We start from the raw sequence: 26,333 nt of genomic DNA, 5'->3' as shown, positions 1-26,333 counted from the left end.
TGTGGAACGGCGTCACTTTCTCGTGGAGGGAAGGGTGCAGGGGGTGGGCTTCCGCCACTGGACGGCCCGGACGGCCCTTTCCCTCGGGCTTACGGGATGGGTTCGCAACCTTCCCGATGGTTCCGTCGAAGTCCAGGCCCAGGGAGAAAGAGAAGCCCTGGACAAAATGGCGGCCTGGCTGCGCCGGGGACCGTCCTCCGCCCGGGTCACACGATTGACGATCATTGAAAAGCCCCCCGAACGCGGGGAGGAGTCGTTCATCATACGCCATTTCTGACATTTAATCCGGAGGTTATCCCCATGGCAGGTATTCTTCTCGTCTTCGCCGCAGGAATCGGCGGCTGTCTGGTTTTCCGTCGTTTCAGGTTGCCCGCTCCGGGAGTGCTGGGTTCTCTTTCTTTCGCCGCAGCCCTGAACCTGGCGGGGTTCTATCCCGAGTTCCCCCTCCGGTACCTGGTGTGGTTCAGCAACATCGTCATCGGCACATACGTGGGTCAGAAAGTGAACCGAACCTCGGTCCGTATCCTTCGGGACCTCCCCGTCCCGGCCCTCACTATCTCTGCGGGGATGCTGGCCATCTCCTTTGCGGGAGGCGGCCTGCTCTATCTCATGAGCGACCTGTCACCCGTCACGGCTCTCCTGGGCTCCACCGCCGGAGGCATTTCCGAGATGGCCCTGCTTTCCATGTCCCTCGGAGCGGACGTGGCAAGCGTTACCCTTCTGCAGGTCTTCCGGCTTCTCGCTGCCATTCTGGCCACGCCCATCTTTTGCAGAAGGTGGACAGCCTGGTGCGAAGGCAAAACACAGGGCGCCCCTTCATGTTCCTGTCCCCTGCCCCAGGAAATCCAGGATATGGCAGACGACGACCTTCCTCCCTGGCGGTGGGAAAACAGGCTTTCGGCCCGTGGGTTTGCCGTCCTGGCAGCCGTGGCCCTCGCCGGAGGGTTCACGGGATTCCGCCTCCACCTTCCCGTGGGGATCCTCACAGGAGCCATGTTTGCTGTGTCTATCATGAACCTGGCGGGGAAAGAACAGCCTCCCATTCCCGGAGCCCTGCGGACCACAGCCCAGATAGGTATCGGGATCACCATCGCCGGCAACATCACTGCGGACACCCTGAGGCAGTTCACCACCATGGCCGGCCCGGTTATAGCCATCACCCTCGCCATGCTGGCCGCCAGCCTCTCCCTCGGCTTTCTGCTCCACAGGATGACGGGGTGGGACTACCCCACCTGCCTGCTGTCCACTTCCCTGGGAGGACTCTCCCAGATGTCCATCATCTCGGAAGAAATGGGGGCGGACCCCCTGAGGGTGAGTATTCTGCAGTCGGTCCGCCTCTTGACGATCCTGATGGTGTTTCCCCTTCTCATGACATTTCTTTTCACCTAAGGCCGGGTTGTTCCCCCGTTTTCGGCCAGTTCCCTGAAGCAGCGGTTCCAGGACAGAAATTTCTCGTGGAGGCCCCGGTCGGGAAAGACCATGGTCCCTTCTCCGCCCATGGTTTTCAGCCTCTCCGGCGAAAGGGATCCCGACGCTGCGGCGGCCAGGAGGGCATCTCCGTAGGAGGCATCCACATCCCGGTGAAGCCGGAGCTTTTTTCCCGTAATGGAACTGATGATCCCCATGAGAGTCCTGTCGTTGCACAACCCCCCGGAAACGTCGAGAACATCCGGAACGGATCGGACCTCCCCGATCCTGGAAAGGAGGAAGGAAAGTTCGTAGCCCAGGGCTTCCCTTCCGGCCCGGATCATTCTCCCGGGGGTAACCGAGCTGTCCATGCCGGAAAAGGTCATCCTGGCCTCCGGATTGTGGAAGGGAGTTCTCGCCCCGTCGAGCCACGGGAGGATGAGAATGCCCGTAGGGGATTTTTCCCCCTCCGGGTCCCCCGCACGGAAGGTCCGGTTCATCCACTGAAGAAACCGGGATCCCGACGCTGTGGCCGCCCCGATGCGGAAGGTTCCCTCGAGGAGGGACATTCCGGAGACGAAGCCCGGAACCTCGGCAGGCCTCTCCGTGGTCAGGAGGAGGCTCACCGTGGACCCGAAGACCACAACGCAGTCCCCCGGAAAAAAAGCCTTGGCCGCTGCCGCCTCGGCATTGATATCGCAGGCTCCGGCGGCGACGGGAATACCTTCGGGGAGTCCCGTTTCACGGCCGGCGCCGGCGGTTACCCGCCCAAGGACTGAGAGGGGCCAACGGAGAGGGGGAAAACGGGCCGGATCCACTCCCTCTCCGTCGAAGAGGTCCCGTGGCCACTCCATGACAGGACGGTCCACAAGAGTTGTCCCGGCGGCGGAGGGGAAGTCCCAGGCCCGCTCCCCGGTAAGGCGGTAGGTGACGAAGTTGTTGGGCTCGATGAAGAAGGCGGTTTTGCTGAAAACATCAGGGCGATGCTTCTTCAGCCAGAGGATTTTGGGGAAGACGGAATGGGTGGTGAAGGGCCCCCCGAGCCTTGCAGCCAGCTTCGGACCGTATTTTGCGTTCAGGCCATCCGCCTGCTCCACTGCCCGCCGGTCAATGCCGTAAAGGATGGCGTTGTGGGTCTGCCGTCCCTGCCCGTCCACCGGGATAAAGGAGCCGCACACCGAGCTTACGCAGATTCCTGCGATCTCCGACAGGGGAACGGAGCGGGAGATCTCCCCGCAGAGAGAGAGAAAACCCCGCCACCAGCATTTTTCTCCGTCCACTTCGTACATGCCCGCCTCCGGAGAAAGGGTCTCTGAAGGGACCTTCGCCCTGGCGGCTGTATGGCCCTCACCGTCGATCACGCAGGCCTTGAGGGAGGACGTTCCCATATCCACTCCCAGAAACAACGGCATAGACTTCATCTCCTTTGAAACGGGCCGCGCGGAATAGTTCTTCCGACGGCCCGCAGCGTGCTGTTTTTTTCCTGTACGGTTGTTATTCCGGCAGGCTGGTCCTGTCAATGAGAGGAGCGTCCATGTAGAAGATCTTCCGGCCGCCCGTGGCTTCCTCAACGGTCTTTCCTTCCACGGCGAGCGAGTTCACCAGCTCTATGGCCTTCCCCGCCATGGCTTCGAAGGGCTGGGCCACCGTGGCGGACATCTGTCCGGCGCCGATCCGCCGGAAGGTCTCCTGGTTGCCGTCAACGCCCACGATCACGGCCTTCTTGTTTCCTCTCTCCTGGAGAACGTCGCCGGCAACGTAGGCAAGCTGGTCGAAGGCGCACCACACGCCGTCGATCTGCTCGCCAAAACGGGTTGCGTAGGTCTCCATCGCGGCCCTCGTGTCATCCATGAAGCGCTTGGTGGCCACCACGCTGTACTCGGCCAGGACTTTCACGCCGGGGTACTCGGTGAGGACCACGTCGAGGACCTTTCCCCTCCGGCGGGTGCCGTAGTGCTTCTCGAACTTGATGACGATGATGTTGCCCTGGCCGCCGATGGTGTCCATCAGGAAGGTGGATGCCTTCGCCCCCATGGCGAAGTTGTCGGCGGTGATGTCGGCCACCACGCCGTCTACGTACCCGGAGTCGATGGTGATCACGGGAATCTTCGCCTCCACGAGCTTGTCCAGAGCGGGACGGATTTCCTGGGGATGGGCCATGGCCATGACCACGGCGTCAACCTTCATCTGGTAGAGGTTCTCGAGCTGGTTGGACTGGGTCTCGATGGATCCGGCGGAGTTAAGCATCTTCACGTCCCAGCCCTTCTCCTTTGCCAGCTTCTCGAAAGAATTGGCCACCCTCGCCTGGGCCTCCGCCGAAAAGTTCGTGGCGATGAAGCCTACCGAAATCTCCTTCGCCTCACCACACCCCGCCGCCGCGAGGACAACCGCTATTGCCGCCAACAAAAGTACCGTTCTTTTCATCGTTCTTCCCTCCCTGATTGGTGTTTCGCTCCGGTTCAATGGATCTTTCCGGACGCGGTCAGTGCCGCGCCATCTTTTTCGCCTGAAGGGACGTAATGGTGACCGACAGCAGGATGATGAGCCCCTTCACGATGTCCTGGGTGTAGTAGGGTGCCCCGGCGAGAGTCATGCCGTTGTTGATGACCCCAATCATGAGGGCACCGACGAAGGTACCGAAAGGATTCGCCCGGCCGACGCTGAGGACCGTCATACCGAGGAGGGCCGCCGCGAAAGCGTCCATCATGAACCCCGAGGCGCCCTCGGGGTTGGCCGAACCGAGGCGGGACGTGAGCAGGATGCCCGTGAAGGCCGCCGCCAGTCCCGAAAGACAGAGGGCCAGGATTTTGCACCGGTCGATGTTGATGCCCGCGAGGCGCGACGCCGCCGGGTTGGCCCCCGTGGCCTGCATGTACTTGCCGGTGCGGGTGCACGAGATCATTACCTGGGCCGCGGCGACCACAGCGAACATGATGAAGATGAGCGAGGGTACAGGTCCCACGCTCCCCCTGCCGAGGGCTAGAAAGGATGGGGGCATCTGGCCGTAGAAGGAGACTCCCTTGGTATACATATAGACCATGCCTCCGGCGATAATGCCCGTGGCAAGGGTGGTGATGAGGGACGGGATGCCGATCTTGGTCACCAACAGTCCCGCCGCCAGGCCGAAAGCGATCCCCACGGCCAGGGAGAAGAGCACCGCCGCCAGGGGGTGCATTCCCCCGAAGATGAGCCCCGCCACGAGAGCCCCTGACAGGCTGGCGATATGGGGAAAGGCCAGGTCCAGTTCGCCTACGATGAGGCACATGGTAAAACCTTCTGAAATGACCGCCAGCAGGGCGATCTGCCGCAGGATGTTCATGATGTTCTCCCCGCCTGCAAAGCCGGGGACGGCAAGGGCAAAACCCGCCGAGATGACGATCAGGGCGAGTATGGTGCCGAACCTCGTCAGCGACCGCTGGAAATTCAGTTTTTCCTGGGACATGTCAGCTCTCCTCCCCCATCATGGTGGCGAGTATTTCTTCGCTGTCGCAGGGGGGGCGGAACTCCCCGGCGATGCGGTTGTTTCTCATGACGATGATTCTGTCGGCCATGGCGAGCAGCTCCCGAAGATCGGAACTGATGAACCACACGCCAGCCCCGCCCTCGGCGAGATCCTCCATGATGGAGTACACCTCCCGCTTGGCGTCCACATCGATCCCCTGGGTGGGCTCGTCGAAAATCCAAAGTAAGGAGGGTGTGCCAAACCACTTCCCCACCGAGACTTTCTGCTGGTTGCCTCCGCTCAGGGTCCGCACGTCCTGGGACAGCCCCGCCGATTTGATGGACAGGCGTTCCGAAACCGAGACGGCATGCCGGGCGGCATCCTTCTTCCGGAGAAAGCCCAGGGAGGTGAAATTGCCCAGCAGGGGCAGCACAAGGTTTTCTCCCACGGACAGGTCGGAGACGACCCCTTCTTCCCTGCGGTTCTCCGGTATCATGGCAATGCCTTTCCCGATGCTCTCTCCGGGGCTCCGGGAAGTGAAGGCTTTTCCGGCAAGACGCATGACGCCTTCCTCGAAGGGGAGACCGCAGAAGACCGCCCGGGCCAGTTCCGTCCTGCCCGAGCCCACGAGCCCGGCAAACCCGACGATCTCTCCCCGGCGGACGGAAAAGGACACGTCTTTGAACCTGCCTGCCGCCGAAGAGCATCCTTCCATCGCAAAGACCTCTTCCCCCAGCGCAATGGGACGCTTGGGGTACTGCCCGGCGAGATCCCTGTCGATCATCAGGCGGATGAGCCCCTGTTCGTCCACGGAGGAAGTATCCAATGTATCCACCTTTTTCCCGTTCCTGAGGACCGTTACCCGGTCCGTAAGTTCAAGCACTTCGGAAAGATGATGGGAAATGTACAGAATGGCCAGTCCGCGGGCCTTCAGGTCCCGGATGAGGGCGAAGAGGCTTTCGCACTCCTTCACGCTCAGGGGGGCGGTGGGTTCGTCGAAGATCACCACTTCCGGGTTCCGGAAGAGCACCTTCAGGATGGAGAGCATTTCCTGTCTCCCGCTGCCCATCTCGGACGCGGGGGCGTCGAGATCCACGTCCATGCCGTATTTTTCAGCAAACCGGAGGGCATCTTCCCGCATCTTTTTCTTCCGCAGAAAACCGGCGGAGGTAAATTCAAGGCCGAGGAAAAGGTTCTCCCACCCTGAAAAATGGGGCACAAGCTCTCTCTCCTGGTGCACCACGCCGATGCAGTCCGCCGCGTCCCGGGGAGACCGGAAATGCATCTCTCCGCCGTTCAGAAGGAAGGACCCCGAAGTAGGGGTGTGAACCCCCGCGAGGATCTTCACCAGAGTGGATTTCCCCGCCCCGTTTTCGCCCACGAGCCCATGAATCTCTCCCTTCTCCAGGGTGAAGGAGAAGTCGGAAAGTGCCCGTACCCCGGGAAATTCCTTGGTGAGGTTCCGGGTCTCGAGGACGGTCATTTCAGCCTGTCCCTGATTTCCTTCGTCCGGCGGATGAACTCGGCGGCCTTCTCCGGGTCCACGGGTTTGAAGGTGTCCCTGCCATACTTGATGCTTGTTCCCATGATCACGCCATCGGCCAGGGAGAGCATACGCTCGGCGTTCTCAACGCTCACGCCGGTGCCGGCGATCACGGGGGCATCCCCCGCTCCCCGGCGGGCAGCCCGGAGGTCGTCCTCGGCAATCTCGCTCCCGGCAGTGGTGCCCGCCAGGCAGACCGCGTCGGCGAGGCCGAACTTTACCGCGCCCCTGGCGATGTCCTCGAGCTTCCGGCCCCCCAGGGGTTCCGTATGGCCCGAGATGTTGGCAAACACCTTCATGTTCCCGGACAGGGAGGATTTGAGCCTCTGGATCTTCCCCGCGTCCGGGTCCACAATGCCCCAGTCGCCCACGAAGACCCAGGAAAGGAAGATACGGACGAAATCTGCCTCCACCGCCGCTCCGATGGCCACGGCGGCCTCGGGATCGGCGAGGACGGAAAGGCCGAAGGGTACGTCAAAGGTCGCCGAGGTTTCCGAGATGACCCTGCTCATGGCCGCCACAGTGGCGTTGTCAACCTTCGAAAGATAGGGGCGGTCTCCCTCGTTGCTGAAGACAATACCGTCGAAACCCGCCTTCACCAAGGCTTCCGCGTCCCTCAGGGCCGTGTCCCGGATTTTCCGCATACCCGCCCCTGCGTCGTAGAGGGGGGATCCGGGAAGGGGCGGAAAGTGCACCATCCCGAGAAGGGGTTTCTTTACCTTGAACAGTTCTTCAAATACCGTCATGTTCCATCGCCTCCAGGTGCAAGAGATATTCGCTCGTCTCGTAATCCGTGATGAGCACGTTCACAAGTTTTCCCGCCAGGGCGGCGTAGATTCCCCGGTATTTCTGGGGCCCACCGCCGATGCCCACACGGCGGGGAATTTTCTTGAGGGTTTTGAAGGGGATGCTCACCAGCCTGCCGTTGTAGGGGATGGGCACTTCCTCCCCCTTCCCGTCGATGATCCTGCCGAGCACGTCGCCCACGCCTCCCACTTTGCGGGCCTTTTCCATGTCGAGGTACTCCGCCGGGATGTAGGGAAAGAACATCCTGTCCAGTTCGGGGCCGATGGAGAAAAAGGCCGTCTTCACCGAATCCCACAGGCGGGTGGTAAGTTGGATCTGGGGTTCCTGCAGCAGCAGGTCCCGCACTTCCGCGGAACTGACTATGGCCGGGGCAAGCAGATAGGAAAAAGCGCACCCCAGGATATTGCCCATGTCGCTGGCGAGGCGGTTCGTTTCCCGCTCGGGCTCTTCCTTGCCCCATCCCCCCAGAAGGGGGACGATCCTCAGGTCGGGAAAACGGCGCGAGCGGTCCAGGGACTCGATCATCTCCCTGATGGTCACCCCGCACCCTATGCCCACCGTTCCTCCCCGGTCGAAGTATCGGGGCATCAGCTCGCTCGCCTTCTTGCCGAGGAGCTTGCGGAGGAAATTGCCGTCCGTGTCCTGGGGAATCTCCACCACCACGGCATCCAGCAGGCCGAATTTCTTTTTCAGTTCCTCCTCGGCGTCGGCCGTCCGGGTAAGGGTGTCCCGGATGCGGACCTCGATGACTCCCCGTTCCATGGCCTCCTGGAGGATGCGGGAGACTGTGGGGACGGAGACACCCAGCACCCGGCCGATCTCGGCCTGGGACATCCGGGAGTAGTAGTAGAGTTCCGAGGCTTTTACCAGCAGGGCGTCCGAATACATAGGGTTCCTCCGTTTGAAAGATGTTCCTGAAATAATTTTCTCTCCAGGCACAGTATAGGCAAAGTGCAACGGGAAAGCAAACCCTGAAATTTGCGGCACAGGAAGGGCAGCGAGGAGCATTTCCGGTGCTCGCTTGGGCCGCCGGTGCACATTGTCATCCGTGACAACTGCTCAAGCGAGTCCCGCGGCTCTCTTCCTTCGCCGGTTGCCTGCTTGTTAAACCTACATCCCTGTCGGTTTCTCGGCCTGGCGCTGCGCCCGGCAACACTCCCGCCGCCCGAAAAACCTGCGGTTTTACGATCATTCTCCTCTCTTCCGCTCCGGCGAGTTCTCTGCTATCCTTTACGAAATGCCGGAAACCGTCCGGCGAGAAGGAGCTGACGACCATGAGATACTTTCCCTTCGGGAAAACGGGAGTTTCCCTGTCTGAAGTAGGATTCGGAGGCATTCCCATCATCCGGCTATCCTTTGCCGATGCCGAGCGGACCCTCCGCCGGGCCTTCGACTTGGGCATCACCCTCTTTGACACGGCGAACGCCTACCACGACAGCGAGGAGAAGATCGGCAGGGCCCTCGCCCCGGTGAGAGACAAGATTTTCCTCGCCACCAAGACCATGAAGCGGGACGCCCCCTCCGCCGCGGAGCACATCGACCTGAGTCTCAGGCGCATGAATACCGACTATATCGACCTTTTCCAATTCCACCAGGTGGTCCTCGAAAAGGACTGGGAGAAGATCTTGGCTCCGGGGGGCGCCATGGAGGCGGCCCTGGAGGCACAGAAGGCGGGGAAGATCCGCTTCATCGGCATCACCTCCCACAGCCTCTCCATGGCGAGGAAGCACGTGGAATCCGGCCTGTTCGTCTCCATCCAGTTTCCCTTCAACTTCATCGAAACCGATGCGGCAAAGGAACTCCACCCCCTCGCCCGGGAAAAGGGGGTTGCCATCCTCGCCATGAAACCCTTCGCGGGCGGGGCCATCACCGACGCGGCCCTGGCCTTTAAGTACCTCCGTTCCCACGAGAACCTCTTCCCCATCCCCGGGTATGACTCGGCGGAATCGGTGGAGCAGATCGTCGCGTTCTATGAGAAACCAAACGAGGTCACCGCCGATGACCTTGCCGCCATGGAAGCGGTCCGAAAAGAACTGGGAGGCCAGTTCTGCCGCCGGTGCGAGTACTGCCAGCCCTGCCCCCAGGGAGTCTCCATCACCCAGGGAATGATCTACCCCCTGCTGGCGAGCCGCATGTCCCCGGAGGTGGCCTCGGAGTTCGCCTCCGCGAACATGGACACCTTGACGAAGTGCACGGAATGCGGGGCCTGCGTGAAAAAGTGCCCCTACACCCTACCCATTCCGACCATGCTGAAGAAGCACTACGATCTGTATCTCGGCCACAGGAAGGCGAAGGCCTAGACAGTCGTGGCGGAGAAGCCCCCGGTATCGATCCGGCTCGTCCTTTTCGTGGGAGTGTTCGCCATCTCCACCGGGGCCATCTTCGCCCGCATGGCGGATGCGCCGGCTCTGGTGATCGCCGCCTACAGGACGGGGCTCGCCACCCTTTTCCTGTTGCCCTTCACGGGGGCGGGCACCCTTCGGGAGGCCCGGGCCCTCTCCAGAAAAGACCTCCTGACGGTGGTGCTCTCTGGGGGCTTTCTTGCCCTGCACTTCGCCACGTGGATCTCCTCTCTCTTCTACACCACCGTGGCGAGCAGCGTGGTCATCGTGAACGCCATTCCCCTGTGGACGGGCCTGCTCTCCCCCCTGCTGACGGGAGATCCTTTTTCTTCCCGGCTGAAGAAGGGCCTGCTTCTCGCCCTTCCAGGAGGGGTCATCATAGGGTGGGGCGATTTTGCCCTCGGGGGGAGCGCCCTCTGGGGTGATTTTCTCGCCCTGCTGGGAAGCTTTTTTGCCGCCCTGTACATCCTCTTCGGCAGAAGAGTCCGCCCAAGGATGTCCCTGACGGGCTACGTGACCCTGAACTACGGCACATCCGCCCTTGTCCTGTGGGCCATCGTGGCCGCCATGGGGCTCCCGCCCTCAGGGTATTCGGGAACAACCTGGGCCGCCTTCTTTCTCATGGCCCTGGTGCCCCAGATCCTCGGCCATTCGAGCTACAACTGGGCCCTCCGCTGGCTTTCCGGGGGGACCGTGGCACTCTGCCTTCTGGGGGAGCCCATCGGCAGCACCATCCTCGCGGCCCTCTTCCTCTCCGAACCCGTGACCCTGGGCAAGGCGGCGGGGGGCGCTCTCATTCTGGCGGGGATTTTCATCGCGTCAAAAGAAGAATAGAACGGACGGCAAAAGGAAAGAAGGAAGAATAGACATGCTGGAGGCAAAAACAGAGAGGATAAAAAGGGACATCGAAACCATGGCCGGGTTTACGGCCACGCCCGGGAAGGGCATGACGAGATTCTCCTTCTCGAGGGAGGACCGGCTGACCAGGGACTACATAGCCTCTGAAATGAGGGGGGCGGGGCTGACGGTCTTCGAGGACACGGCAGGAAATTTGTTCGGGCGGCGTGAGGGAACCATCCCCGGGGCGCCGGTCATCATGATCGGGTCCCATTTCGACTCGGTGAAGAACGGCGGGGCCTTCGACGGCCCGGCAGGAGTGGTCATGGGCCTGGAGATCGCCAGGGTCCTCCATGAGAACGGCATCGCCTCGGAGCATCCTCTGGAGTTCGCCGCTCTGGTGGAAGAGGAAGGAGCCCGGTTCGGCGGAGGGCTGTACGGCAGCAGGGCCATGACGGGCAAGGTCACCAGGGAAGCCCTGGATATCTTCAAAGACCGGGACGGAGTGTCCGCCGCAGAGGCCATGAAAGCCTTCGGCTTCGATCCCGACAAAATCGGCGAGGCAGTCCGGCCCCAGGGCAGTCTGAAGGCCTTCATCGAGATGCACATCGAGCAGGGCCCCATCCTCGAGAGCAGCGGGACCGACCTCGGCCTTGTCAAGTCCGTCGTGGGCATCAGCCAGAGGGACGTGGAGATCCTCGGCAGGCCGGACCACGCCGGGACTACCCCCATGGACATGCGGTGCAACGCCCTGATCGCCGCCGCCGAGGCAGTCCTCTTCCTCGACCGGGCGGCGAAGGAAGCCGCCGGGGGGACGGTGGGAACCGTGGGCAGGATGGAAGTCTTCCCCGGCGGGGCGAACATCGTTCCTGGGAGAGTGTTCTTCACCATCGACGTCCGGTCGGTGTACATGGAGAAGCTCGAACAGGTGACCGGGTCCTTCGCCGCCTTCCTGAAGGAGCTTGAGAAGAAGCACGGCGTCGCCATATCCGTCACCGACAAGCTCACCGTCAGTCCCGTGGAGATGTCGGCGGAGATCCTCGGCCTTTTCGAGGCGGAGGCGGCGAAGCGGGGTTATTCGTCGATGGTCATGCAGAGCGGCGCAGGGCACGACGCCATGATCATGGCATCGGCCACGGACACGGGACTGGTCTTCGTACCCAGCAAGGGAGGACGGAGCCACTGCCCGGAGGAGTGGACCGACTACGGCCAGATCAAGAAGGGCGTGGACGTGGTTCTGGGCGCCGTGCTCTCCCTGGCGAAGGCCATGGTCTGAAAACCAGCGAAAAACTGACAAGGGTGGACCCTGTCGGGTCCGCCCCTCTTTACCGTTCCAGCTTCAGGAACAGCATCCCCAGTGGAGGAAGGGTGAGGCAGAGGGAGTGTTCGCCCTGTTTCCACCGAAGCTCCTCCGAGTGAAGCCCCCCGTAGTTGCCGAACCCGGAACCGCCGTATTCCTTTGCATCGCTGTTCAGGATTTCCCGCCAGTAGCCCCCGCAGGGAACGGGAATCCGGTAATGGAGCCTGGGCACCGGGGTAAAGTTAAACACGGCCAGGATCATGTCGCCGGAAGCGCTCTTCCGGACGAAGGAGACCACGCTCTTTTCCCAGTCGGAGAAATCGCACCACTCGAAGCCGTCGGGAGTAAAATCCCGCTCGTGGAGGGCCGGTTCTTGCCGATACACCCGGTTCAGCTCCGCCACGAGAAGGGAGATTCCCCTGTGCTCCGGGATGGAAAGCTGGTCCCACTGGAGGCTGTCGTCATGGTCCCATTCCTTCCCCTGGGCGAATTCGCACCCCATGAACAGGAGTTTTTTGCCGGGATGGGCGAACATATAGCCGTAGAGCACTCGGAGGTTGGCAAATTTCTGCCAGGCGTCCCCGGGCATCTTGCCCAGCATGGATCCCTTGCCGTGGACCACCTCGTCATGGGAAAAGGGAAGAAGGAAATTCTCCGTAAAGGCGTACATGATGCTGAAGGTGATCTTGTCGTGGCTGTACTTCCGGTACACCGGGTCTTTTGACATGAAGGCAATGGTGTCGTGCATCCACCCCATGTTCCACTTCATGCCGAACCCCAGCCCCCCCACGAACACGGGGCGGGTGACCATGGGCCACGCGGTGGATTCCTCGGCGATGGTCTGTACGTCGGGAAACTCGCCGTAGACGGCTTCGTTCAGTTTTTTCAGAAAGTCGATGGCCTCGAGGTTCTCCCGGCCGCCGAACCGGTTGGGGATCCACTCCCCCGCCTTTCTGGAGTAGTCCAGGTAGAGCATGGAGGCCACGGCGTCCACCCTCAGGCCGTCGGCGTGGAACCGGTCGAGCCAGAAGAAGGCGCTGCTCAGCAGAAACCCCCTCACCTCGTTCCTGCCGTAGTTGAAAATCCAGCTTCCCCAGTCGGGGTGGTAGCCTTTCCGGGGATCCTCGTGCTCGTAAAGGCATGTGCCGTCAAACTTCGCCAGGCCGTAACCGTCCGCCGGAAAGTGGGAAGGCACCCAGTCGAGGATCACGCCGATGCCCTTCTGGTGCAGCACGTCCACCATGTACATGAAATCCTCCGGGGTGCCGTACCTGCTGGAGGGTGCGAAGTAGCCCAGGGTCTGGTATCCCCACGAGCCGTAGAAGGGGTGCTCCATCACCGGAAGGAGTTCCACGTGGGTGAACCCCATGGACAGAGCGTAGTCTCCCAGCTCGTGGCCGAGTTCCCGGTACGAGAGTGACCGGAACCCTTCCACGGGATTCCTCCTCCATGAGCCGATATGAACCTCGTACACCGACATCGGGGCGTCCAGGGCGTTTTTCTCCTTCCTGGAAGCCATCCATTCCCCGTCTCCCCATTCGTATTCATGGGGCCAGACTATGGAGGCCGTCTTCGGGGACACTTCCCAGAAGCAGGCAAAGGGGTCCCCTTTCTCGATGACCTCCCCCCCGCGGGTGCGGAGGGAGTACTTGTAGAGCGCACCTTTTTCCACTCCCGGGATAAAACCCTCCCAGACTCCGGAGCTGTCCTTCCGGGAAGAGAGGTAGTTGGCGGTCCTGTTCCACTCGTTGAAGGTGCCGGTCACGCTCACTTCCTCGGCGTTGGGAGCCCAGACGGCAAAGTATGTTCCCCGCTTCCCGCCGTGTTCCGTGACGTGGGCGCCGAGTCTTTCATAGAGGCGGCAATGGTTCCCCTCACGGAAGAGATAAGAATCCATCTCCCCGAAAAGGGAAAAATCATACTGCGTTTTTTCTGCTCCGGTCATGGTTCTCTCCTCCCCCAGGTGGTGCATCAATCTGTAAGTTATTGTACCCTATGACGGCAGAGAGAACAGTTTTTCCGAAAGAACACGGAAGGAGTCATTTCATGACGGAAAAGGGAATCTTCACCTCCGGGCGGTATGGGGAGCAGACCACAACAGCCCTTTTAGACTGGTACGACCGGGTCCGGCGTCCCTTTCCCTGGAGGGAGACGGCAGACCCGTACAAAATATGGATTTCCGAGGTGATGCTCCAGCAGACCCAGACATCCCGGGCGGCGGACTACTACCTCCGGTGGACCGCCCTCTTTCCCACAGCGGAAGCCCTTGCCCGCGCCCCCGAGGAGGACGTCCTCAAGGCATGGGAGGGCATGGGCTACTACGGCAGGGCACGGAACCTCCTGACGGCGGCGAAGGTGATCGCCGCTACCCTCGGAGGCAGGCTTCCGGAGTCCTACGAGGAGCTCCTTGCCCTTCCCGGCGTGGGCCCTTACACCGCCGGAGCGGTGGCGAGCATCGCCTTCGGCCTTCCCGTTCCGGCGGTGGACGCCAACGGGAAGAGGGTGTTCTCCCGCCTTCTCGACCTCGAAAGCCCGGTGGATCGTTCCGCCGGCGAGGCGGCCGTCCGGGAGGCCTTTGTCCGCATCCTTCCCCGGGACCGCCCAGGGGACTTCAACCAGGCGGTGATGGAGCTCGGGGCCACTCTCTGCCTTCCCCGGTCGCCCAAGTGCGGAGAATGCCCTCTTTCAGGGATCTGCCGCGCTCGTGAACGGGGGACGGTCCTGCTCCGCCCCGTCTTTTCAGGGAGGGAAAAGGGGGAAACGGCGGAAGGGCGGATGATCGTCCTTCTCAGGGAAGGAAAAGTCTACCTCCGGAAGCGTCCTCCCCGGGGGCTCTGGGCCGGCTTCGAAGAGTTCCCCTGGGAAGCTCCTCCGGCGGAACCGCCCCTTCCTCCCGCGCTTTCGCAAACCGAAGGGGCTGATTTCGGCCTGGTCCGGTGCTCTTTCACCCGGTGGCGCGTCTCTCTCCGGGTGACGGTGGTTCCTGCCCCGGACGGCCTGCAACAGAACGTTCCCGGAGGGAGATGGGCCGGGGGCGACGAACTCGCCTCCATTCCCCTTCCCGCCGGGAGCGCCGGAGTACGGAAGATGCTGTTCAGGGCCGGGCTTATCGCCTGCCCGTCCCGAAGACCGAAAGCCGGGGCAGAATGAGGTGCACCAGCACGGCGGACACAACAAGGGTGGGAAGAAGGAACGAGCCGTTGTAGACCGAGGAGTAGATCCACACGTTGCTTCCCTCGGGGGCGAAGCTGCCGAAGAAGATCACTCCGGAGAGGACGTGGCATCCGAACCGCAGCAGCCCCGAAAGGGCCATCCCCACCAGGGGGCTGCCCGCGAAGAACCCGGCCAGGCCGAGAACGCCGAAGGCCGCCGGATAGTCGAGCAGCGCCTGGAGGGGGTGCACTACGTAGCCGCCTGTCATGAGCTGCATGATGCCCGAAACGGCTCCCGCGAAGCATCCCGCCTTTCCTCCCCTCCGCAGGGCGAAAAGGAAGAGAGGCACCATCTCCAGGGTAATGGAGCCGCCCTGGGGCATGGTCCACAGCCTCAGGGCCGAAAAGACGACCGACAGGGCAACCGCGAGGGAGCCTTCCACGAGAATCCTGTTTTTATCACCGGGCATAAAAAATCCTCCTTTGCAGATATGCGTCGGAGGAATGTCCTTGAAACGGGCACCTTCCCTTCGCCGGCATGACCCGGATCAGGTTCCAGGGGTCGGGGCTGTGATGCCCCCTCTCAGTCCTTTCCGAACTCCCCCGATGCGAATGAGGATATTATACTCTTCTCTTTCTTTCCGGTCACCGTCCCGAGACCCGCCTAAATCCGCAGGCAGCGGGAGCGTCACCGCCGGACATACGGTGAATTCGCCATCCCCGGGGCGAAGAGATCCTGCTCCGCGCTCTTTGCAAAGATATCCCCTGAGAGAGGGCGCCTGAGGGGAGAGAAACCTGCTGATTTAGGGATGGCCGCTCCACATGGTCCGGGCAGGATGGTTCCGCCATCCCCGGAGGGCGTACTCCGGCGAGAGGCCGTTCAGAAGCTGTAGGGGTCTCCGCCCTCTGCTTGCCAAGCCTGCGGACATCAAGCACCTCGGCGGAGCGGAAAAATCGGGGTAGGGGAGAAAGGTCTGCATGATGTCTCCTTCATTTCACTCAAAACCCGTCTCTGACCGTACCGATATCGTCAGAGCTCCACTCCGAGAAAGAGCCTGGCGAGGTACCCGATGAGGAAGGAAATGCCCGCCACGCCGAGGCTGATGGAGAGCATCTCGAGAAAATTCTTCCGGAAGGGGACATCCCGGACCACCGACATGAAAAAGGTGAAGAACAGAATGATGCCTACCCCGTTCAGAAGTGTCAGGGACAGGGCCGCAAAGGGGCTGTCAAAAATTATATAGGGGAAGACCAGCACCACAACGGTGCCCAGGTAGATGAGGCCCGTGTACACTGCGGCCTTGAGGGGTTTTCGGTCCCCTTCCTCTGACTTCTGGGAGAGATACTCCGACGCCGACATGGAGAGGGCGGCGGCGATGCCCGTGATGCTTCCCGCCATGGCCACCAGCTTGCCGCTGCCGAGGGCGAAGGTGAAGCCCGCCAGGGCTCCCGTGAGTTCCACCAGGGCGTCGTTCAGTCCCAGGATCATGGAGCTCATATATCGGAGGCGCTCCTCGTCTATGAGGTCGGCAAGGGCGGCCTCGTGCTCCGTTTCCTCCCTGAGAATCACAGCGACCTCGGGAATGGCCTCCTTCACCGCGCCGTAGTTCTTCTCCGCCCGTTTCTCGCCCTTTTCCATGAGCTTGATGGCGAAGGTGATGCCCAACACCAGGGCCAACAGGACGAAAAGGACCACCTTCCACCTGTCCGGAGGAAGGGAAACCCCCGTATACCGCTCCCAGATGGAAGCGTGCCTCTTTTCATCTTCGGCTATTCTCAAAAACAGTTCCCCGTTCGGGCCCTTCACCCGCCTCGCCAGCGCCGAGTAAACGGCGTACTCCGTAATCTCCGTCCTCTGGAACCCCAAAAGAATGGATCGTGTTTCTTCGGTTATAGACATCATCAGAATTCTCCCGGTATACAGATTTCCGCCCCTGTCAAAAAAAGAGGACGGAGTTTTTTTCCGCCCCGCTACCGCTCCGGACCGGCGCGTTTTTGTTATTATACTCCACGGCATGATTTCTCCCCTTCCGGCCACGGGAGGGAATATGGGGAGGAGATACCGCCGTGTCCGATCTGTCGCCCTTCTTTCGAAAAATGACGGGAGCCGTGGTCCTGGGGGTCAATCCTCCCGTGCATGATTTCACCTTTTTCGACCTCTGGGCCAAGCCCCTGGGTCTCCTCTTCCTGCTGGGCTTCCTCCGCCGGCAAGGGAACCGGGTCTACCTGGCGGACTGCATCTTTGAGGGACGAACGGGGGAGCTCTCCTTCGGAAGAAACGCCGTCAAAAAGACGGAGATCCCCAAACCCGCCTGCCTCGCCTCCATTCCGAGGCGCTACCGCCGTTTCGGCCTCGGGGAAGAGGACTTCCGCGTCCTCCTCGGAAGGTTTCCTGCCCCAGACTTTATCCTCGTGACCTCCATGATGACCTACTGGTACGACGGGGTCTTCAGCTGCATTGACACCCTGCGGCAGGTGTTTCCCGGCGTCCCGGTGATCCTCGGAGGCGTGTACGCCCGGCTCTGCCCTGAACACGCAAAACTCTCCGGAGCAGACATGATCCAGACGGAACCCATGGACCTCGATTTCTCCCTGCCTGCCACCGACCTGTACCGGGGACTGCGGTACGGTGTCCTCGCCACGACCTTCGGCTGCCCCTTCCGGTGCGAATACTGCGCATCCCGTCTTCTCGAACCGACCTACCGGAGAAGGGACCCGGCTCTCGTGACGGAGGACGCGGCGCGACAGCTCTCGAGCGGCGAAGTAAGGGACCTCGCCTTCTACGACGACGCCCTCCTGGCAGGAAAGGAACGGCATTTGTTTCCCCTTCTTGAAACTCTGAACGAACGGTACCCCGGCATCGGGCTCCACACCCCCAACGGCCTCCACGTCCGGGAGATCGATGACGGCTGCGCCGAAATGCTGAAGAAAAGCGGATTCCAGACACTGCGCCTCAGCTTTGAAAGCTCGGACCCGGAAATGCAGCACAGAGGGTCGGACAAGACATCGGACGAAGAATACCTGGCCGCCCTGGCCGCCCTCAGAAAGGCCGGTTTTTCAGACCGGCAGCTTGAGACCTACATCCTCGCCGGAGTGCCGGGCCAGTCGGTCCGGTCGGTGGAACGTTCCATCCGGTTCGTCCTGGAACATGGGGGCAAACCGAGGATAGCCGAGTTTTCACCTGTTCCGGGAACGCCCTCCTTCGAGGAGGCTGCCGTTTCGCTCCCCGCCCTCCGAGACGAACCCCTGCTCTCCAACAAGACGGCCTACTCCGCCTATCTCGCAGGCACCATGTCCCCCGGGGAGCTCCAGGTCCTCAAGGACATGGCGAAGGCGGGAATGGCCGGGTGAGGACATCTGAAAGAAAAGCGACGACAATAAAGAAAGAATTGCATATTTTGCTTGACATCATCAATAAACCGGAATACTATAAAGCATGAGAGTATCTGAAAGGAGGGCAAAACAAGTGAAGGACATTCCTGAAAAGATCACGAAGCAAATCCGCAGCTTCAACAGATTCTATACCGGCGTCATAGGAGCAGTCAACCAGTCGGTACTCAACAGCCCCTTCTCCGTTGCCGAAGCGCGGGTCCTCTACGAAATCAAGCACAAAGGAACCCCTACCGCGAGCGAGATCAACGTCGAGCTCGGGCTCGACCCGGGATACCTCAGCAGGATCATCCGCCGGTTCGAACACGATGAACTCCTGGAAAAGGAACGGTCTCCCCTGGATGGCAGGGCCTATATTCTCCGCCTCACTCCCCGAGGCGAACATGTCCTCACTGCCCTGGAAAAAGCATCGGACCAGAAGGTTTCAGAACTACTGGCCCCCATGACGAAGGTGGACGTGGAAGCCCTGCTGCGATCCATGGACACCATCCGGAGCATACTGACCTGCGAACCCGGAGAAGTGATCATCCGGCCCGCGAAGCCGGGAGAACTGGGTCTCGTGGTATGGCAGCACATGGATTTCTACATAAGAGAATACAACCTCGACAGCACCTTCGAGTATTACCTCTTTGACGGCATGGCCCGCTTTCTGAAAAACCGGGAGGGAGGGAAAGGCGGAGCCTGGGTTGCGGACCACAACGGCGCCGTGGTGGGGTCCATAGCCATAGACCACGAGGACGACAGGACGGCAAAGCTCCGCTGGCTTCTCGTCCATCCGGAATTCCAGAGCATGGGCATCGGTAGGCGGCTCATGGACGAAGCCATGGAATTCTGCAGGATGAACCTCTACCACCGCATCTTCCTCTGGACCTTCTCCGAACTCAGGGAAGCCCGTCATCTCTACGAACTCTACGGTTTCTCCCCCACGGAGGAAGTGAACCATACCATCTGGGGGAGGAAGATCACCGAAGAACGGTGGGACTACCTTCTCGTCGACCCCGAGGAGGAGGATGCGTAGGCATCTCTTTCCTTTCCACGAGGCGGGGCTCCGGCGGAACCGGCTTTGAAGCTTTTCCCCTTCGTGACGAAAGAACGACAGGCTTTTCCGAAAAGGAGGTTGAGAAGAACACCGTGAGCATCCCTTTTCGAAAGACCATCCCCATCGCGCCGGGAATCAGGGCCAACCTGAGCAAGTGCCCTAAATCCGCAGGCAGAGGGAGCGTCACCGGTGCTCGCTTGGGCGGGGGGTGCAGATTGTCGTCCTTGACAACTGCCCAAGCGATCAACACGGCTCCCTGCGTTCGCCGGTTGCCTGCTTGTGAAACCGACATCCGTGTCGGTTTCTCTCCCCCGGGCGCTGTCCCCCAGGGGATAATCTCTTCGCCCCTGGCGGGGCGAATTCACCTTATGCCCGGCGACACTCCCTCTGCCTGAAAAACCTGCGGATTTAGGGTGCGGCGTCAGCGCCGCAGTGGGTTCGAAAGGAGTCGGCAGGGGTGTCCGTGCGAACGTGACCATTCTCGGATCGGGCATCTTCTACCGCAAGAAACTTCCCATTCCCTGGCCCGGCGGCTCAAAGAACGCAGGAGTTCCTTCCTTCGGGCCGGACGGGGTTTCGGAGGGCAGGAACGCCGCAGACGGGAAGAACGGATCTATCCAGGTGATCATCGACATTCAACTCCGCCCCCTTCCGCTCACGGCACCCCTTGCCTGCACCCTGTCCGGATACGGCGAACCGGGACGGGAAGAGGACCAGTATCTTTTCAGCCTCCGGGTACACAGGGACCGGTGGGACGACACCAATTCCTTTGCCCCGGCGGGTATCGATCCTGGGGAAGCCGTCGGCGGCTTTGAAACCCGCCGGAACATGACGAAAACGGGCATCTTCAAATCGGTTGAGCCCTTCTCCCTGTAAGGGACCGGAAAGGAAGCCCTGTTCATGAAATGCTACGACATCACCAGGGAGCTTCTTTCGTCGCCCGTCTACCCGGGCGACCGGGAGCCGGAACTGCAAACCGTCTTCGACATGCGCAGGGGAGCGGACTTCAATCTCAGTTCCCTTTCCTGCAGCCTCCATACCGGCACCCACTGCGACGCTTTTCTACACTTCCGCCGCGACGGGCAGGATATCGCCGGCATGCCCCTCGACCATTTTATCGGCCCCTGCCACGTCCTTTCCGTTCCGGGACACACCCTCATCACTGAAGAACACCTCAGGAACAACCTCCCGGAAGGAACCATGCGGCTGCTGCTGAAATCGGGCGGCACATCCTTTCTCGCCCCGTCGGGGGCGGCCTTTCTGCTCAGCCGGGGAATACTCACCCTGGGAACGGACTCTTCCTCCGTGGCCCCGCTGGACAACGAAGCGGGCATTCACCTCCCTCTCCTTTCAGGCGGCGTGGCCCTCATCGAATCCCTGTGGCTGGAAGAGGTTCCCGACGGGGAATATTTCCTCTCGGCGGCCCCCCTCAAAATCCGGGGAGCGGAAGGCGCACCCTGCCGGGCCGTGCTGTTCAGTTTTGACCGGGAATGCAGCCTGTAAGGGCACATGGGATGACCTACTACAAAAAAACCAGGCACTGGGCGAAAAAAACATCCGTTCATCTTCGCCCCCGGGCTCGTCGGAGCGGAAAAAAGCGCGTCCGGACTCGACATCCGCACCAGCGACAACGGCCCGGGAATACCTGACGATGAAAAAACATGATCTTTACCAAGTTCTTCCGGAGAATTCACTCGGGACCTCTTCCCGGCGGAACGGGGCTCGGATTGCCCATCGCTTCGAAAAATCGCCAGGGTCCACGAGGGGGACAATCCGTGTCGAAGACAATACGCCTTCAGGAGCGGTTTTCATCATCTCCCTGCCGGGCACATCAGGGAGGGGACGGAGGACGACCTCTCATGAGCGCCCCGGAAAAGAAGCATCAGAATACTGGTCATCAACGACGAAGAATCCGTCAGGAGGACCCTCCGGTCCATTCTTTCCCTGCGGAAGTACGACGTGCCCCTTGCCTCCGGCGGTGCAGAAGGCATCGAAAAGGCCATCGAAACCAACCAGGAACTCGTCATCCTCGACCTCTCCCTTCCCTGGCATGGACGGCAGGGACGTCTGCCGGGAACTGCGCACCTGGATGAACTCGCCCATCCTGATCCTCTCGGTCAGGGGCAACGAAAGCGACAAGACCTGAGGAAGGGCTGACAAAAAATATTTTGTCCTCACGCGACCCATTTTTAACACATTAATCGACATTATTCAGAGGTTCCTTAAATCAGAGAGTCCTTAGGTCACGGCTTCTTTCTTGACGGTGTCTTAATTTGCCCTCTGGTGGTCTATAATGTTAATATCATGCCGCGAAAAGGCGGTGGAAAATCGGGAAAGGAAGGAGTGGGGAAGGATGCTGTGTCTTGGTGATCTTGCCGAAAAGTGCCGCTCTTTCTCATTCGACGAAAACGGCTGCCTTCGCCTGTTTTTTTCGGATCATTCCATCGTTCTGTATAAAGACGATGACGTCCTAGTCTTCACCGGGGACGGGGACTCGTCTCCGAGCGAGGCCGAACGCTGGGTCAAAACCCACTGAAGCCGCAGCGGCGCCTGAATTCCGGTATCATCCGCAGGACGGGTGCGCCGGAATCTCCTCACCTACCCTCATGGAGGAACGAACGTGAAAAAAAAAGTGGTGCTGGTCATCGGTTTGGGCCGGTTCGGCAAGTCTCTGTGCAAAACCCTCTCCGAGTTTCATAACCAGATCATAGCTGTAGACAATGACAATGAATGTGTCGAGGAAACCGCCGGACTCGTTGACATGTGCGTTCAGGCGGACGCCACCGACGCCGAGGCTCTTGCCAAATGCGGCGCCAAGGAAGCCGACGTCGCGGTGGTCGCCATAGGAGAAAGCGTCGAGGCCAGCATTCTTGCAACCACCAGCCTGAAGGACCTCGGCGTTCCCTATATCATCGCCCGGGCGGAAAACGACATTCATGCCCGGGTTCTCGCCCGGGTGGGAGCCAACAGGGTCATCTTTCCCGAGCGGGACATGGGAGAACGGCTGGCACAGCTGCTTGTCCTCCCGTGGATGTCCCACTTCGCCCAGGTCCCGGGGTCGCTCTTCTATGTGGGCGAAATCCGCCCCAACCCAGAAATGACAGGCAAGACCCTGGCAGAGCTTGATTTCAGAGTCCGTTACAACGCGGTGATCCTCACCATTAACCGAGGCGGGAAACGGTTCATTCCCAGGGCGGAGACCACCATCGAGTCCGGGGACATGATTCTCGTGGCCGGTCAGAGGGAAGACCTGAGGAAGTGGGTGGAGGAATAAAGGGTTCAGCTCCGGCAAAACGTTTTACGGACGGACGGGTTCGTTTCCGGCATCCGTTCGGGACGCCAGCACCCCGGTTGGTCATCCCCCAACGAATGGGAGGGATCCGGTTTTGTCTGTCGTCCTGAGCGGAGTGAAGGACCTGTTTCTAGAATCTTAAAAATCACCCCCGAGATCCTCCCCCTCCGGAGATGCTGCGCAATCCGTCGCTGCGATCGGTTCGGGACGTCAGCACCCCGGTAGGTCATCCCCCAACGAATGGGAGGGATCCGGTTTTGTCTGTCGTCCTGAGCGGAGTGAAGGACCTGTTTCTAGAATCTTAAAAATCACCCCCCGAGATCCTCCCCCTCCGGAGATGCTGCGCAATCCGTCGCTGCGATCGGTTCGGGACGCCAGCACCCCGGTTGGTCATCCCGAGCGCAGCAAGGATCTCGCTTTTTCCCCTTCACCGGGATTTGACGGTTGCCAGCGTGTAGTACACCTTCTCCATCCTCTGAAACACCGCCTGCCATGTGATGTTTTTCAGCCGTTCAGCAAGTTCTCTGTACGATTCCGCCGATAGCGTTCCGGCGACGAGGTCCGTCAGTACCTTCCTCAGGTTTGCAGCAATGTCGCTGACGAATTTCGATTCGTATCCCGGCGCGATAGTATCAACGCCTTCAAGGGGAGGGCAGGGAATTAGCCGGAGCCAGTCCTTTCCTGCAATTTTGAGGATGTCCCTGACACCCGGCAGGTCGGTGGCAAGGCAGAGGCAGCCGGAGGCAAGAGCCTCGGGGAGTACCAGGGGAAGTCCCTCGTAAAGGGAGGGGAGGATGAAAATGTTCGCCCCGGACAGGGCGGCCGCGAATTCTTCCTGTTTCAAAGGCCCCGCGATGATTGCCCGTTTCCCGAGCCTCCCGGCGAGCTCGATGCATTCGGCCCGTTCGGGGTCGGTTCCTCCTCCTGCGAGAAGCAGCGTCCACGGCAGGTCGGTGACGGAAGCGAATGCCCGGAGCATCCAGGGTACCCCCTTGGCACGGCTCAGTTTTCCCCCGTAGACGATTGTCGGGATATCTGCCGTTTTCTCTCCCGGAACAAACAGTTCGCTCCGGAATCCGGCGCCTGTGACGTGGATCCGTTCGGCAGGGATGCCGTAGACCTGCCGTATCTCCTCCACCTGCCCTGAATACAGCGCAAATACTCCGTCAAGGCCTGAGCACCCGGAGACAACATCCGGCCTGAACCCGGGGCATGTGCGCATTTGCCGAAGATCTGTGCCGTGGCACGTGGCGACCATGGGGATGCCCGGAAGGGAGCGGCGGGCGAGAGACGTGGCCAGCCAGAGGTGGTTCGAGTGGATAATGTCCGGCCGGAACCGGTCAACAGACTCCAGAACCGCCGTCTTGAAGGCATCGTTATAGGATGAGAGCTGCCGGTCCGTCAGGTCGGAAAACCTCATTGCCGGATAGGGCATAACGTCGCTCATACCCGGCATCGGGAAGGGGAGGTCTCCTCCCCCGAAGGTGACGAAACGGGTCCGAAGATTTGAAAGGCCGGGAAAAAACGGGAGAGCACCTTCCTGTATGCCAGCCACGACCATGTTTTCATGTCCGGATTTTTCCGATTCCATGAGGATGGCCTGAAGCGTTGTCCCGCTCCCTGTGGAATCCGGCCGCTGGCTCAAGAGGTGAAGAATCTTCATTCTCAGCTCTCCTTTCCGGCAATGGCAGTCCGTATTCTCATGATGTGGCCGTTTTCTTCGCGTTCAAACCCCGAGTTGTGAAGCAGCAGGGCCGCATCTTCCGTTCGCCCCGTTCGCAGCAGATGCCTGCAGGAAAGATAGATCAGCTTGCAGCAGTAGGCCCGAAGCGAAGGAACCAGGTGGTCCGGCACCGTTCCTTCGCAAAGCCCGGCACGGGCAGTTGCAACAAAGGGCAGTTCCCGCTCCCGGGGAATGCGCCTGCAAAGGCGGTTACCGGCGTCTTTTCTGTAACAGGAAGGCCCGAAATGGCTGAACGCGACCGGGTATTCCAGTGCAATCCGTCCCCAGAGGTCAAGATCCTCTCCAAGGTGGACCCCCTCGGCAAAGAGCCCTGCCTCGAGCAGCACTTTTTTGGGAGCTCCGGCAGCAGAAGTAAAGACCGGCGGTTTGCCCATAGCTGCAGCCCTGAAGTAGTCAGGCAGAAGCCCTTCCCAGGTCGGACCGGGAAATCCGGAGAATGTCGGCATTCTCGTGCTCCCGTCAGGCAGGATGAACATGTAGGACGTGGCGCAGATTCCTGCGCCCGGGAAGGATGCATGAAGGCGAAGCAGGGTTTCCAGGTGACCGGGATGCCATTCGTCGTCCGCATCGAGGAAAGCGATAAAGTGTGAGCCGGCAGTCCGGATTCCGTTATTTCGCGCGGAGGAAACGCCTCCGTGAGATTGACGGATCAGGCGGACGCGCTGGTCACAAAAGGCCGCTGCCTGTTCGGGGCCATCATCCGAGGATCCGTCATCCACGACCAGGATTTCAATATTCTGCAGGCCCTGGTTCAGGACGGATGAGAGCGCCCGTCCGATATAGGGCCCCTTGTTGAAGAGCGGAATGACAACGGTCACTTCGGGCACGGTATTCTCCCCTTTCGTCCTGCTCCGGATGAGGTCAATCGTAGCATAAAGCATACCCGAAAAGAGATGCACCTTTCTCCCGGAACAACCCGTAACACAACCCGCATCCATCTTTGACATTCTAATGTTTTATAAGTATAATTCCGCTCGTTGTGCTTTTATCACATCCAGACACCGGAGCGGGCAATGATTCTTGATACCCACGTTCATTCAAAAGAATTTTCCTACGACAGTCCTCTCCCTATCCGCGAGGCAATACTTCGCGGAAAAGCGACAGGGCTTGACGGGTTATGCGTCACCGATCATGAGCACATGGGAATGCGGCGGTTTGCCGAGCAGTTGACGCACAGGCATGACTTCCTTGTTCTGGTCGGCATGGAATTCCTGACGTTCGAGGGAGACCTGCTCATCTTCGGCCTTGACAAGGTGCCCGATCGCGCGATGCATGCGGATGAGCTTGTTTCCATCGTCAACCGGCAGGGAGGATGCGCCGTAAGCGCACACCCTTTTCGCGACAACGGCAGAGGGCTGGGAAATGAAATACTGGGGCTCCGTGGCCTGCACGGCATTGAAGCCCTGAATGGAAGCACCCGCCGGCATCACAACATCATGGCATCGGATCTCGCCTTCGAACTGGGATTGGCCCGCCTCGGAGGAAGCGACGCGCACCTTCCGGAGCGTGTGGGGCTCTGTGCGACACGGTTTCTTCAACCTGTAAGAAACGAGCGGGACCTGATCCGTGCTATCCGTGCAGGCCTTGTTGAACCCGTTGTTCTTGAAGACGGTCAGTATCGCACCCATACGGCACCTGCGGACCGGGTGCCTCTAATAGAGGCCTCATCACGCCGGAAGGAACAGGAACGACAGTACGTTTTCTGAACACCCGTCAGCCGATTGTTCCGGAATTTTCCAGCCCTTGCTGGTTTGCACCCCTCCCTCTTTCAACTCTTCCACATTCCAGTCCCCTTTCGGGACGACAGAGTAAGTCAGTCATCCCGAGGCAGGGTTCACGGACGATCGCGTAGCATCCCTGAAGGGGAGGGATCTCGGGGTTGGTTTTTCGTCCCTTAGGGGCAAACCGAGGTCCTTCCGGCGAGAACCACGCCGTCAGGATGACAGGCAAAGGCACCCCGGGCCGGTGATCAGGCTTCTGCCGCCGGTCCGGGGAACGACCTCGATCCGCGCGCTGATCCGCTCCTTGAGAGCGGGCA

At 60.6% G+C, this 26,333-nt stretch carries 26 protein-coding genes and 1 riboswitch; of the genes, 14 read left to right on the top strand and 12 right to left on the bottom strand.

The features are described from left to right. Position 1 precedes the first annotated feature (1 nt). Positions 2-277 (top strand): acylphosphatase, encoded by a 276-nt coding sequence (gene yccX, locus JMJ95_RS05175; protein ID WP_290683339.1) that lies wholly within the window; start codon positions 2-4, stop codon positions 275-277. Positions 278-300: 23 nt separating this feature from the next. Next, positions 301-1,389 carry an AbrB family transcriptional regulator gene (locus tag JMJ95_RS05170; protein WP_290683337.1) on the top strand — a complete coding sequence of 363 codons (1,089 nt, stop codon included), beginning with the start codon at positions 301-303 and terminating at the stop codon, positions 1,387-1,389. Here the strand turns inward: JMJ95_RS05170 and JMJ95_RS05165 are convergent. The 6 genes from JMJ95_RS05165 to JMJ95_RS05140 all read right to left on the bottom strand — a co-directional run bounded on the left by JMJ95_RS05165 (position 1,386) and on the right by JMJ95_RS05140 (position 8,087). Further along, positions 1,386-2,819, bottom strand: coding sequence for an FGGY family carbohydrate kinase (locus JMJ95_RS05165; RefSeq protein ID WP_290683335.1), 1,434 nt, complete (start codon positions 2,817-2,819; stop codon positions 1,386-1,388). The genes JMJ95_RS05170 and JMJ95_RS05165 overlap by 4 nt on opposite strands. A gap of 82 nt (positions 2,820-2,901) precedes the next feature. Continuing rightward, positions 2,902-3,831: a sugar ABC transporter substrate-binding protein gene (locus JMJ95_RS05160; RefSeq protein WP_290683333.1), complete on the bottom strand. Its 930-nt coding sequence runs from the start codon at positions 3,829-3,831 to the stop codon at positions 2,902-2,904. Positions 3,832-3,889: 58 nt separating this feature from the next. Further along, positions 3,890-4,849: an ABC transporter permease gene (locus JMJ95_RS05155; RefSeq protein ID WP_290683331.1), complete on the bottom strand. Its 960-nt coding sequence runs from the start codon at positions 4,847-4,849 to the stop codon at positions 3,890-3,892. 1 nt (position 4,850) lies between these two features. After that, entirely contained in the window at positions 4,851-6,332 is a 1,482-nt protein-coding gene (locus JMJ95_RS05150; RefSeq protein WP_290683329.1) for a sugar ABC transporter ATP-binding protein, read from the bottom strand. After that, positions 6,329-7,138, bottom strand: a complete 810-nt coding sequence (locus JMJ95_RS05145; protein ID WP_290683327.1) for a BtpA/SgcQ family protein — start codon at positions 7,136-7,138, stop codon at positions 6,329-6,331. Before JMJ95_RS05145 ends, JMJ95_RS05150 begins: the two co-directional genes overlap by 4 nt. Continuing rightward, a complete protein-coding gene (locus JMJ95_RS05140; RefSeq protein WP_290683325.1) occupies positions 7,125-8,087 on the bottom strand; it encodes a sugar-binding transcriptional regulator in 963 nt (320 codons plus the stop codon). The genes JMJ95_RS05145 and JMJ95_RS05140 overlap by 14 nt, the downstream gene beginning before the upstream one ends. 386 nt (positions 8,088-8,473) lie before the next feature. Between JMJ95_RS05140 and JMJ95_RS05135 the strand changes: the two genes are divergently transcribed. The 3 genes from JMJ95_RS05135 to JMJ95_RS05125 are packed head-to-tail and all read left to right on the top strand — an operon-like array spanning position 8,474 to position 11,654. Then, on the top strand, positions 8,474-9,499 hold the full coding sequence (locus JMJ95_RS05135; RefSeq protein WP_290683323.1) for an aldo/keto reductase: 1,026 nt from the start codon (positions 8,474-8,476) through the stop codon (positions 9,497-9,499). A gap of 6 nt (positions 9,500-9,505) precedes the next feature. Further along, complete coding sequence (locus JMJ95_RS05130) at positions 9,506-10,375, top strand: DMT family transporter (RefSeq protein ID WP_290683322.1); 870 nt, start codon at positions 9,506-9,508, stop codon at positions 10,373-10,375. Between the two features lie 34 nt (positions 10,376-10,409). Further along, positions 10,410-11,654: a Zn-dependent hydrolase gene (locus JMJ95_RS05125; protein WP_290683321.1), complete on the top strand. Its 1,245-nt coding sequence runs from the start codon at positions 10,410-10,412 to the stop codon at positions 11,652-11,654. Positions 11,655-11,703: 49 nt separating this feature from the next. On the opposite strand, the gene glgB is transcribed toward JMJ95_RS05125, so the two are convergent. After that, positions 11,704-13,623, bottom strand: a complete 1,920-nt coding sequence (glgB, locus tag JMJ95_RS05120) for a 1,4-alpha-glucan branching protein GlgB (protein ID WP_290683320.1) — start codon at positions 13,621-13,623, stop codon at positions 11,704-11,706. 101 nt (positions 13,624-13,724) lie between these two features. Here glgB and JMJ95_RS05115 point away from each other — a divergent pair, with 101 nt between their 5' ends. Beyond that, positions 13,725-14,828: an A/G-specific adenine glycosylase gene (locus JMJ95_RS05115; protein WP_290683318.1), complete on the top strand. Its 1,104-nt coding sequence runs from the start codon at positions 13,725-13,727 to the stop codon at positions 14,826-14,828. Here the strand turns inward: JMJ95_RS05115 and thiT are convergent. From thiT to JMJ95_RS05100, 3 genes are all read right to left on the bottom strand, one after another. Next, a complete protein-coding gene (gene thiT, locus JMJ95_RS05110) occupies positions 14,785-15,300 on the bottom strand; it encodes an energy-coupled thiamine transporter ThiT (RefSeq protein ID WP_290683316.1) in 516 nt (171 codons plus the stop codon). The genes JMJ95_RS05115 and thiT overlap by 44 nt on opposite strands. 37 nt (positions 15,301-15,337) lie before the next feature. After that, positions 15,338-15,445, bottom strand: a riboswitch (TPP riboswitch). A 188-nt stretch (positions 15,446-15,633) separates the two neighbouring features. Next, on the bottom strand, positions 15,634-15,810 hold the full coding sequence (locus tag JMJ95_RS05105; RefSeq protein ID WP_290683314.1) for a pyrimidine dimer DNA glycosylase/endonuclease V: 177 nt from the start codon (positions 15,808-15,810) through the stop codon (positions 15,634-15,636). Between the two features lie 50 nt (positions 15,811-15,860). Continuing rightward, entirely contained in the window at positions 15,861-16,733 is an 873-nt protein-coding gene (locus tag JMJ95_RS05100) for a VIT1/CCC1 transporter family protein (RefSeq protein WP_290683312.1), read from the bottom strand. Positions 16,734-16,897: 164 nt separating this feature from the next. Here JMJ95_RS05100 and JMJ95_RS05095 point away from each other — a divergent pair, with 164 nt between their 5' ends. From JMJ95_RS05095 to JMJ95_RS05065, 7 genes are all read left to right on the top strand, one after another. Further along, complete coding sequence (locus tag JMJ95_RS05095; RefSeq protein WP_290683310.1) at positions 16,898-18,181, top strand: radical SAM protein; 1,284 nt, start codon at positions 16,898-16,900, stop codon at positions 18,179-18,181. Between the two features lie 115 nt (positions 18,182-18,296). Continuing rightward, positions 18,297-19,238 (top strand): helix-turn-helix domain-containing GNAT family N-acetyltransferase, encoded by a 942-nt coding sequence (locus JMJ95_RS05090; RefSeq protein ID WP_290683308.1) that lies wholly within the window; start codon positions 18,297-18,299, stop codon positions 19,236-19,238. Between the two features lie 453 nt (positions 19,239-19,691). Continuing rightward, the gene (locus JMJ95_RS05085) at positions 19,692-20,135 is read left to right on the top strand and encodes a hypothetical protein (RefSeq protein WP_290683306.1); all 444 of its coding nucleotides are present in this window, start codon (positions 19,692-19,694) and stop codon (positions 20,133-20,135) included. Between the two features lie 24 nt (positions 20,136-20,159). Continuing rightward, positions 20,160-20,762, top strand: coding sequence for a cyclase family protein (locus JMJ95_RS05080; protein ID WP_290683304.1), 603 nt, complete (start codon positions 20,160-20,162; stop codon positions 20,760-20,762). A 378-nt stretch (positions 20,763-21,140) separates the two neighbouring features. Continuing rightward, entirely contained in the window at positions 21,141-21,416 is a 276-nt protein-coding gene (locus JMJ95_RS05075) for a response regulator (RefSeq protein ID WP_367153759.1), read from the top strand. 196 nt (positions 21,417-21,612) lie between these two features. After that, positions 21,613-21,795, top strand: a complete 183-nt coding sequence (locus JMJ95_RS05070) for a hypothetical protein (RefSeq protein WP_290683300.1) — start codon at positions 21,613-21,615, stop codon at positions 21,793-21,795. 84 nt (positions 21,796-21,879) lie between these two features. Then, complete coding sequence (locus JMJ95_RS05065) at positions 21,880-22,533, top strand: TrkA family potassium uptake protein (protein WP_290683298.1); 654 nt, start codon at positions 21,880-21,882, stop codon at positions 22,531-22,533. 445 nt (positions 22,534-22,978) lie between these two features. On the opposite strand, the gene JMJ95_RS05060 is transcribed toward JMJ95_RS05065, so the two are convergent. Both JMJ95_RS05060 and JMJ95_RS05055 read right to left on the bottom strand, forming a co-directional pair. Beyond that, complete coding sequence (locus JMJ95_RS05060) at positions 22,979-24,214, bottom strand: glycosyltransferase family 4 protein (RefSeq protein WP_290683296.1); 1,236 nt, start codon at positions 24,212-24,214, stop codon at positions 22,979-22,981. A 2-nt stretch (positions 24,215-24,216) separates the two neighbouring features. Then, on the bottom strand, positions 24,217-25,122 hold the full coding sequence (locus JMJ95_RS05055; protein WP_290683294.1) for a glycosyltransferase family A protein: 906 nt from the start codon (positions 25,120-25,122) through the stop codon (positions 24,217-24,219). 186 nt (positions 25,123-25,308) lie between these two features. Between JMJ95_RS05055 and JMJ95_RS05050 the strand changes: the two genes are divergently transcribed. Further along, entirely contained in the window at positions 25,309-26,001 is a 693-nt protein-coding gene (locus JMJ95_RS05050) for a PHP domain-containing protein (protein WP_290683292.1), read from the top strand. The last annotated feature ends 332 nt before the right edge of the window (positions 26,002-26,333 follow it).

This window comes from Aminivibrio sp. (assembly GCF_016756745.1).
Classification (GTDB): Bacteria; Synergistota; Synergistia; order Synergistales; family Aminobacteriaceae; genus Aminivibrio.
Note: the sequence above shows the minus strand (reverse complement) of the source record. Positions and strands in the feature narration are given on the sequence as shown.